We start from the raw sequence: 1,722 nt of genomic DNA on the forward strand, positions 1-1,722 counted from the left end.
GCCCTGTCCTTCGCGGGGCTGTGGTTGCTGTCGAAGATGACCGCGTATCACCTCATCAAGATCTTCGCGGAGATCTCGGACCACATCGGGCTCAAGCCCGGGACGGTGCTCGGCTACACGCGCAACCACCCCAGCAACTGGGTGTCGTTCTTCCTGCACCCGCATCACGACAACTACCACGTCACGCATCACCTCTTTCCCCGCATCCCGCTGGCGAACCTGCCGCGGATGCACCAGCTGTTGCTGCCCGTGTCGCAGTACGCGGAGGCGCACCATTGCGAGCGCTACTTCCGCGGACCGCGCTCGCTGGTGGGCAGCTGGCTCCATTTCCAGACCGAGCCCAAGCCGCTCGACGTCGAGACCTCGTGATGCCCACCCTGCTGGACACCCACCGGTTGATCGCCACGGGGGCACTGGCCCCCCTCTGGGAGGGCCTCCAGTCCGCCCCCCCGTACGGCCCCAGTCCGCACTGGCTGCTGGACAGCCCCTATCTGCGACCGACGGCGCTCGAGGGGCTGACGCTGGGCTCGCTGGAGGAGCCGGTGCGCCCGGGCACCCTCTTCACGCACCGCTCGCTGTCGCTCAACCGGCTGCTCTTCAATGCCTACGAGCAGAACAACCTCTACCTGCCGGTGAAGGCCTTCACGCAGGAGGAGCGCAGGGCGTTCCACGCGTTCTACGAGCCGGGCTTCATGGCGGCGAACGCGATGCTCCGTCCGGCGCTGGAGCGCACCTGCTTCGCGTTCCTCTCCGAGGACATCAGCGTGGACGGTCCGTGGACGCTCGGGCACCTGGAGTCGTACTGCCAGGAGCTGCTGACGCGGTACGAGGCCGCGCCCAGCGAGGTGTGCCGCCGGGTGGAGGCGTCCGCCGCGCCGGACCTGGCGGCGAAGCTCTTCATCCTGCAGGTGGCCCCCGACTTCCTCTCCGAGGCGTCGCAGATGGCGCGGGCGCTGCCGGGCAACTTCGGTCCGGTGCACTCGGAGCTGATGAAGATCTTCATCGACGAGTTCGGGTACGGCGTGCACCCGCACAAGCACTCGACGCTGTTCGAGCGGCTGCTGGAGTCGTTGGGCCTAAGCAGCGGGGTGCACGCGTACTACCACTGGTACCTGCCCAGCTCGCTGCTGATGACCAGCTACTTCCACTGGGTCACCAGCCACAAGCCGCGCTGGTTCGAGTACGTGGGCGCGCTGTGGTGGATCGAAGCGGTGGTGCCGCACTTCAACCGCCAGTTCAGCAAGCGCCTCAAGGCGGTGTTCGGCCGTGAGGGCGTGGACACGCTCTACTTCGATGAGCACGTCGGCATCGACCTGCACCACCGGCGGATGGCGCTCGACAAGCTCATCCGGCCGCTGGTGCAGCGCTACGGCGAGGAGATCATCCCGGAGATGGTCCGCGGCATCGAGGCGAGCCGCCTGCTGGGGGACCTGGCCGAGCGGGACTACTTCGAGCAGCTGGGCTTCTGCGAGGCGCTGCACACGGGCCAGGCGGTCCGGGCCTCGACGGTGGAGGCGTCGCGGGCCACGCCCCGGGCTGCGGGCTTCTTCCTGGCGCCGGACGTCCATGACGCGCAGACGCTGCTGGCGGTAACGGCGGGCGCGGTGGAGGTGGACGCCGGCTTCCTCAAGCCCCGGGTGCTCCGCGCGGGCGAGGCCGTCGTCGTGCCCGCCGGACGGATGGTGGGCGCGCGGGTGATGGGGGAGGGCGCCTCGCTGTGGG

The 1,722-nt window shown here is 68.9% G+C and carries 2 protein-coding genes; both read left to right on the top strand.

Features of this window, described 5'->3' with window-relative positions; all coding sequences use genetic code 11:
- On the top strand, positions 1 to 369 hold a 369-nt coding region (locus D7X74_RS41785), incomplete at its 5' end, for a fatty acid desaturase (protein WP_199733006.1).
- Positions 369 to 1,722, top strand: a 1,354-nt coding sequence (locus D7X74_RS41790; RefSeq protein WP_147446906.1) for an iron-containing redox enzyme family protein, incomplete at its 3' end; no start/stop codon positions are given. The genes D7X74_RS41785 and D7X74_RS41790, both read left to right, overlap by 1 nt.

It is taken from the genome of Corallococcus sp. CA047B, assembly GCF_003612065.1.
In the GTDB taxonomy this organism is placed as follows: domain Bacteria; phylum Myxococcota; class Myxococcia; order Myxococcales; family Myxococcaceae; genus Corallococcus; species Corallococcus praedator.